Origin of the sequence: Pseudomonas sp. E6002, from assembly GCF_013385565.1 — a bacterium.
Taxonomy (GTDB): domain Bacteria; phylum Pseudomonadota; class Gammaproteobacteria; order Pseudomonadales; family Pseudomonadaceae; genus Aquipseudomonas.
Window position 1 is genome coordinate 784,709 of the sequence record NZ_JACAPT010000009.1, and the last position, 7,147, is coordinate 791,855.

General features: G+C 57.8%; 6 protein-coding genes. 2 read left to right on the top strand and 4 right to left on the bottom strand.

The annotated features are described in order from the left end of the window. Positions 1-113: 113 nt before the first annotated feature. The 4 genes from HX815_RS09920 to HX815_RS09935 form a co-directional block, all read right to left on the bottom strand. Complete coding sequence (locus tag HX815_RS09920) at positions 114-1,550, bottom strand: NAD(P)(+) transhydrogenase (Re/Si-specific) subunit beta (protein ID WP_003214748.1); 1,437 nt, start codon at positions 1,548-1,550, stop codon at positions 114-116. Continuing rightward, positions 1,547-1,870 (bottom strand): NAD(P) transhydrogenase subunit alpha, encoded by a 324-nt coding sequence (locus HX815_RS09925; protein WP_008439664.1) that lies wholly within the window; start codon positions 1,868-1,870, stop codon positions 1,547-1,549. The genes HX815_RS09920 and HX815_RS09925 overlap by 4 nt, the downstream gene beginning before the upstream one ends. 15 nt (positions 1,871-1,885) lie before the next feature. Then, complete coding sequence (locus tag HX815_RS09930; RefSeq protein WP_003214747.1) at positions 1,886-3,007, bottom strand: Re/Si-specific NAD(P)(+) transhydrogenase subunit alpha; 1,122 nt, start codon at positions 3,005-3,007, stop codon at positions 1,886-1,888. 447 nt (positions 3,008-3,454) lie between these two features. After that, a complete protein-coding gene (locus HX815_RS09935; protein WP_168197498.1) occupies positions 3,455-4,354 on the bottom strand; it encodes a LysR family transcriptional regulator in 900 nt (299 codons plus the stop codon). 157 nt (positions 4,355-4,511) lie between these two features. Here HX815_RS09935 and HX815_RS09940 point away from each other — a divergent pair, with 157 nt between their 5' ends. Next, on the top strand, positions 4,512-5,693 hold the full coding sequence (locus tag HX815_RS09940; protein WP_010168706.1) for an acyl-CoA dehydrogenase: 1,182 nt from the start codon (positions 4,512-4,514) through the stop codon (positions 5,691-5,693). A 13-nt stretch (positions 5,694-5,706) separates the two neighbouring features. After that, positions 5,707-6,927: a CaiB/BaiF CoA-transferase family protein gene (locus HX815_RS09945; RefSeq protein ID WP_102367845.1), complete on the top strand. Its 1,221-nt coding sequence runs from the start codon at positions 5,707-5,709 to the stop codon at positions 6,925-6,927. The last annotated feature ends 220 nt before the right edge of the window (positions 6,928-7,147 follow it).

Below are 7,147 nucleotides of genomic sequence, written 5' to 3' on the forward strand. Positions count from 1 at the left end.
TACCATGGTCGAATGCCAGGCAGCGATTTAGAGCCTTTTGTCGGTTTTTACCGGTAATAAAAAACCCCAGCCTACTAAAGGCCAGGGTTTTGGGTACTGCGCTGGCGCAGTGTTTATTCGACGGCCTTGACCATGTCTTCGATGACCTTCTTGGCGTCGCCGAAGACCATCATGGTCTTGTCCAGGTAGAACAGTTCGTTGTCCAGGCCGGCATAGCCGCTGGCCATCGAGCGCTTGTTGACGATGATGGTCTTGGCCTTGAACGCTTCGAGGATCGGCATGCCCGCGATGGGCGACTTGGGATCGTTCTTGGCGGCCGGGTTGACCACGTCGTTGGCGCCTAGCACCAGCACCACGTCGGCCTGGCCGAACTCGGAGTTGATGTCTTCCATCTCGAACACCTGGTCGTAAGGCACTTCTGCCTCGGCCAGCAATACGTTCATGTGACCAGGCATACGGCCTGCAACCGGGTGGATCGCGTACTTCACGGTCACGCCGCGGTGGGTCAGCTTCTCGGTCAGCTCTTTCAGTGCATGTTGTGCCCGTGCCACCGCCAGGCCGTAGCCCGGTACGATGATTACGGTATCGGCGTTGGTCAGCAGGAAGGTTGCATCGTCAGCCGAGCCGGATTTCACCGGGCGCGCTTCTTTCGAGCCGGCCGGGCCGGCGGCGTCTGCCGTGTTGCCGAAACCGCCGAGCAGTACATTAAAGAAGGAGCGGTTCATCGCCTTGCACATGATGTACGACAGGATCGCACCGCTTGAACCCACCAGCGAACCGGCGATGATCAGCATCGAGTTGTTCAGCGAGAAGCCGATCCCCGCCGCAGCCCAGCCGGAGTAGCTGTTGAGCATCGAGACGACCACCGGCATGTCGGCGCCGCCAATCGGGATAATGATCAGCACGCCCAGCACGAACGCCAGGGCCAGCATCAATGCGAAGGCGCTGAGGTTGCCGGTGAACATGAAGGCCAGGCCCAGGCCCAGCGTCAACAGCCCCAGCACCAGGTTCAGCTTGTGCTGACCGCCGAACTGTACTGGTGCGCCCTGAAACAGGCGGAACTTGTACTTACCCGACAGCTTGCCGAAGGCGATGACCGAGCCGGAGAACGTAATTGCACCGATGGCTGCACCGAGGAACAACTCCAGGCGGTTACCGGCGGGGATCGAATCCCCCAGGTGTTTCACGATACCCAGCGACTGTGGTTCCACGACTGCGGCGATGGCGATAAACACTGCAGCCAGGCCGATCATGCTGTGCATGAACGCCACCAGCTCCGGCATCTTGGTCATTTCCACGCGCTTGGCCATGATCGAGCCGGCGGTGCCGCCGACCAGCAGGCCAACGATGACGTAGCCAATTCCGGCAGTGGCCAGCTCGGCGCCGAGCTTATAGATGAGGCCCACGGTGGTGAGCACTGCCAGCGCCATGCCGAGCATGCCGAACAGGTTGCCGCGCCGGGACGTCGTCGGGTGTGACAGGCCTTTAAGGGCCTGGATAAAGCAGATCGACGCGATCAGGTAGAGCGTCGTGACCAGATTCATGCTCATGACGATGGCGCCTCTTCTTTTGCTTTCGGGGCTTTCTTCTTGAACATCTCAAGCATCCTGCGGGTAACCAGGAAGCCACCGAACACGTTGACCGCCGCGAGGGCTACGGCCAGGGTGCCCATGGTCTTGCCCAGTGGTGTCACGGTGAGTGCGGCTGCCAGCATGGCGCCGACGATCACGATCGCCGAAATTGCGTTGGTCACGGCCATCAGCGGGGTGTGCAGGGCCGGGGTGACGTTCCAGACCACGTGATAACCGACATAAATCGCCAGCACGAAGATGATCAGGTTGTAGATACCGGGGGAAATAAGCTCTTCCATCGTCTGAATCCCTGCTTAGGCGTTTTTGCGGATGACTTGGCCGTCGCGGCACATCAGGCACGCGGCGACGATGTCGTCTTCGAGGTTGATTTCAAACTGCCCTTCCTTGGTGAAGACCAGCTTCAGGAAGTCCAGCAGGTTGCGTGCGTACAGCGCCGAGGCATCGGCGGCGACGGCGCCGGCCAGGTTGGTCGGGCCGCAGATGGTCACACCGTTTTCCACGACCACCTGGTCTGCCACGGTCAGCGGGCAGTTGCCGCCCTGGGCTGCGGCGAGGTCGATGACCACCGAGCCTGGCTTCATCTGAGCGACGGTCTCGGCGCTGAGCAGGGTCGGTGCCTTGCGGCCCGGAATCAGTGCGGTGGTGATGACGATGTCGGCTTGCTTGGCACGTTCATGCACGGCCAGGGCCTGGCGCTGCATCCAGCTTGTTGGCATTGGGCGCGCGTAACCGCCCACGCCAACCGCGCATTCACGTTCTTCATCAGTTTCGTATGGCACGTCGACGAACTTGGCGCCGAGGGATTCGATCTGTTCCTTTACCGCCGGACGCACGTCGGACGCTTCGATGACCGCACCCAGGCGTTTCGCGGTAGCGATCGCCTGCAGCCCTGCTACACCAGCTCCAAGAATCAGCACGCGAGCGGCTTTCACCGTACCGGCGGCGGTCATCAGCATTGGCATGAAGCGTGGGTAGTGATGGGCGGCGAGCAGTACAGCCTTGTAGCCGGCAATGTTTGCCTGGGAAGAAAGCACATCCAGGCTCTGCGCGCGGGAGGTGCGCGGCGCGGCCTCAAGGGCAAAGGCCGTGATGCCATGCTCGGCCAGTCGAGTGATGGTTTCGTTGCTGAACGGATTGAGCATGCCCACCAGCACTGCGCCGCTTTTGATCAGCGTCAGTTCGCTGTCATTGGGGGCTACTACCTTGAGGATCAGCTCGGCGCCGAATGCATCACTGGCGTTGCCAATGGTTGCGCCTGCCGCTTCATAGGCACTGTCGACGACACTGGCATTGATGCCTGCCCCGCTTTGCACAGTGACCTTGTGGCCCTGGCCGATCAGCTTCTTGATGGTTTCCGGGGTGGCAGCCACCCGCGTTTCACCGGTCTGGGTTTCGAGAGGAACACCAATGTGCACGTCAAATCTCCTGCATGATCTTTTTGCTTTGATTTTTGTAAAAGGCCAGTGCGCCACGACAGGCGAATCTGGGCGGCCGATCAGCACGATCCCGCTGAAATACAGCGGGGCGCGGCATTTTGCAGGCGAACTTTACGGCCTTCAAGAGATTATGACGGGTGACGAAAAATTAACTACAAGTCACCCCGTGACCGATTGTCGCAATGGATAGATTAAAGTCGTTTAAATACAGGAGATTAAAGAGTTTTTACCGAAATATCAGCGCTTCTCCATCGCCGACGTGAATGCTTGGGCATCGCTGCAATTTTATGGCTACAGGCCAATACCTACATGGCTTAAAGGCCATTTCAGGGTCAAAAGATGCGGTCTTCTAAATTGCGACATATATATACATATGTAGGTATTTTATTTTGTTGACTACAAAGTTAATAAATTGACGAAGACCCTTTAGATATTGGGGTTGTAACGATGCGACTGATCAATCAGCCAGTCTCTGAACGCATGCAGAGAAGCTGATTCGACCTTTCTCTCGGGAATCATCAGGTAGTAAGCCTTTGAGCTCGCCAGTACCTGAGGGCTGGCAATCACCAAGTGCCCATCGCTCAGTTCCCTTTGAATAAGGAACGGCGGTATCAGTGCAATGCCCATATCGTGCATGGCTGCCTGGGACAACATGGAGAATAGCTCGTAACGCGGGCCTGTCATGTCGCGGGGTATGTCCAGCTGTTGCGCGTTGAACCACTGGCGCCAGGCATAGGGTCGAGTGGTTTGTTGCAGCAGGGGCAGTTCGGCGATTTCGTGTGCAGTGAAGTGCGTGCGACCGTCCAGCAAGCGCGGGCTGCATACCGGGAGCGGGTTTTCTCCCATCAGTTTGTGGGATTCGGTACCGGACCAGTCGGCATCGCCAAAGTAGATTGCCGCGTCGAATTCGGTATCGGCGAACAGGAAAGGCCGTGTGCGGTTGGTCAGGTTGACGGTGACTTCGGGATGCTGGTGCTGAAAGTCCTTGAGGCGTGGGATCAGCCATTGGGTGCCGAAGGTCGGGACCACCGCCAGTTCAATAACGTTGGTGCCCTGCTGTCCCATGATCGAAAGGGTGTCGCGTTCCACGGCGTCAAGTTGCGTAGCCACCCGGCGACTGTAGGAAAGCCCTGCTTCTGTCAGTTTCACGCCCCGGCGCGAGCGTCGAAACAGCTCGACACTTAAAAACTCCTCAAGACTGGCGATTTGTCGGCAGATTGCGCCCTGGGTGATCGAAAGCTCCTGTGCCGCCTTGGTAAAGCTCTCGTGGCGGGCTGCAGCCTCGAAACTGACCAGCGCCGTGGTGCTGGGAATTTTTCTGCGCATGTACCGTGACCTCACAAGTAAAGAGCATCTATGCCGCTTTTGAATGTTACGGAGTGAGAAATTAGCACAAGGCTATGCAAAATCCTCGTTTGCCCTCCTCGCCTGCCCGGCCTAGGCTCCATGCACGACTTTTGATTTACTTCGCGAGGACTCACTCATGGGCGGTAAGGCAAGCTTCAATTGGATCGATCCACTGCTGCTGGATTCACAGCTCACCGAAGAAGAACGCATGGTGCGCGACAGTGCCGAACAGTTCGCCCAAGACAAGCTGGCGCCCCGTGTTCTCGAAGCCTTCCGCCATGAAAAGACTGACCCTGCGATCTTCCGCGAAATGGGTGAGACCGGCCTGCTGGGGGCGATGATTCCAGAGCAGTACGGTGGCAGTGGATTGAACTACGTCAGCTATGGCCTGATCGCTCGTGAAGTAGAGCGTGTGGACTCTGGCTACCGTTCGATGATGAGTGTGCAGTCCTCACTGGTGATGGTGCCTATCAATGAATTCGGTACCGAAGCGCAAAAGCAGAAATACCTGCCGAAGCTGGCCTCTGGTGAATGGATTGGCTGCTTTGGCCTGACCGAGCCTAACCATGGTTCCGACCCGGGCGCGATGATTACCCGCGCGCGCAAAGTGGATGGCGGCTACAGCCTCACTGGCAGCAAGATGTGGATTACCAACAGCCCGATTGCGGATGTGTTCGTGGTGTGGGGCAAGGACGATGCGGGCGACATTCGCGGCTTCGTGCTGGAAAAGGGTTGGAAAGGCCTGAGTGCTCCGGCGATCCATGGCAAGGTCGGATTACGCGCCTCGATCACCGGTGAAATCGTCATGGATAACGTGTTTGTTCCTGAAGAGAACATCTTCCCGGATGTGCGTGGCCTGAAAGGACCGTTCACTTGCCTTAACTCGGCACGCTACGGGATCTCGTGGGGTGCCTTGGGGGCCGCGGAGTTCTGCTGGCATACCGCGCGTCAGTACACCCTTGATCGCCAGCAGTTCGGGCGGCCTTTGGCGGCTACTCAACTGATCCAGAAGAAGCTCGCAGACATGCAGACTGAAATCACCCTGGCGCTGCAAGGATGCCTGCGGTTGGGTCGTATGAAGGATGAGGGCACTGCGGCTGTGGAAATCACCTCGATCATGAAGCGTAACTCGTGTGGCAAGTCGCTCGACATTGCCCGGATGGCGCGTGACATGCTCGGTGGTAACGGCATCTCGGATGAGTTCGGCATTGCCCGCCACCTGGTCAACCTTGAAGTGGTGAATACCTATGAGGGTACTCACGACGTGCATGCATTGATCCTGGGGCGAGCGCAAACCGGTATTCAGGCGTTCTATTAATAGGAGAACGACCATGGGCGCGCTTTCGCACCTGCGGGTACTGGATTTGTCGCGAGTGCTGGCGGGCCCTTGGGCCGGGCAGATACTTGCAGACCTTGGCGCTGAAGTGATCAAGGTCGAGCGGCCCGGGAATGGCGACGACACTCGTGCCTGGGGGCCACCCTTCCTCAAGGATGCGTATGGGGAAAACACCACTGAGGCGGCGTATTACCTGTCTGCCAATCGCAACAAGGAATCGGTGACGATCGACTTCACGCGGCCGGAGGGCCAGAAGCTGGTGCGTGACCTGGCGGCGAAGTCCGACATTCTGATCGAGAACTTCAAGGTAGGCGGCTTGGCGGCCTATGGGTTGGACTATGAGTCGCTCAAGGAGATCAATCCGGAGTTGATCTACTGCTCGATTACCGGGTTTGGTCAAACCGGGCCCTATGCGACGCGGGCGGGCTACGACTTCATGATCCAGGGGCTTGGCGGGCTGATGAGCCTGACTGGCCGCCCGGAGGGTGAAGACGGCGCCGGACCGGTTAAGGTTGGCGTGGCGCTGACGGATATTCTTACGGGGCTTTACTCGACAGTTGCGATCCTGGCGGCCATGGCTCACCGGGATCATGATGGTGGCGGCCAGCATATCGATATGGCGTTGCTGGATGTGCAGGTGGCTTGTCTGGCTAATCAGGCGATGAACTACCTGACGACGGGCGTCTCTCCAAAGCGTCTGGGTAACGCTCATCCGAATATCGTTCCCTATCAGGATTTTCCTACGGCGGATGGCGATTTCATTCTTACTGTGGGTAATGATGGGCAGTTCCGCAAATTTGCCGAAGTGGCTGGGCAGCCCCAGTGGGCGGATGATCCTAGGTTTGCAACTAATAAGCTGCGAGTGGCCAACAGGGCGGTGCTGATTCCGTTGATCCGTCAGGCTACCGTGTTCAAGAGCACGGCTGAATGGGTAGCTCAGCTGGAGCGAGTAGGTGTGCCTTGCGGCCCGATCAATGACCTGGCGCAGGTGTTTGCCGATCCTCAGGTAAAAGCGCGCGGGTTGGCGATGCAGTTGCCTCATGCGTTGGCTGGTACTGTGCCCCAGGTGGCAAGTCCTATGCGCCTGTCCAAGACGCCTGTTGAATACCGCAGCGCACCTCCGCTGTTGGGTGAGCATACCTATCAGGTGCTGCAGCAAGTGCTGGGTTTGACGCCAGCGAATGTGTCGGCTTTGAGGGAGGCCGGGGTCATCTGAAGCTTCTCTTCTATATAGAGGGTTGTTGAGGCTCTCTATATAGAGGGAAGTTGGTCGGTTTTTAGCCAGAAATGCCTATTTGATAGAAAAGCTGAATTAAGGGTTGACGGCAGATTCTGGAAGTCTATAATTCGCCCCACTTCCGGCGCAGTCGAAACGGAAAACTCCTTGGTAAACAAAGAGTTATGTAGGTTTCGATAGCGAGTTGCTTCAGATCATC

Coding starts and splice junctions, on each gene's coding strand:
- HX815_RS09945 (WP_102367845.1), top strand. CDS start 5,707: ATGGGCGCGCTTTCGCACCTGCGGGTACTGGATTTGTCGCGAGTGCTG.
- HX815_RS09925 (WP_008439664.1), bottom strand. CDS start 1,870: ATGGAAGAGCTTATTTCCCCCGGTATCTACAACCTGATCATCTTCGTG.
- HX815_RS09940 (WP_010168706.1), top strand. CDS start 4,512: ATGGGCGGTAAGGCAAGCTTCAATTGGATCGATCCACTGCTGCTGGAT.
- HX815_RS09935 (WP_168197498.1), bottom strand. CDS start 4,354: ATGCGCAGAAAAATTCCCAGCACCACGGCGCTGGTCAGTTTCGAGGCT.
- HX815_RS09920 (WP_003214748.1), bottom strand. CDS start 1,550: ATGAGCATGAATCTGGTCACGACGCTCTACCTGATCGCGTCGATCTGC.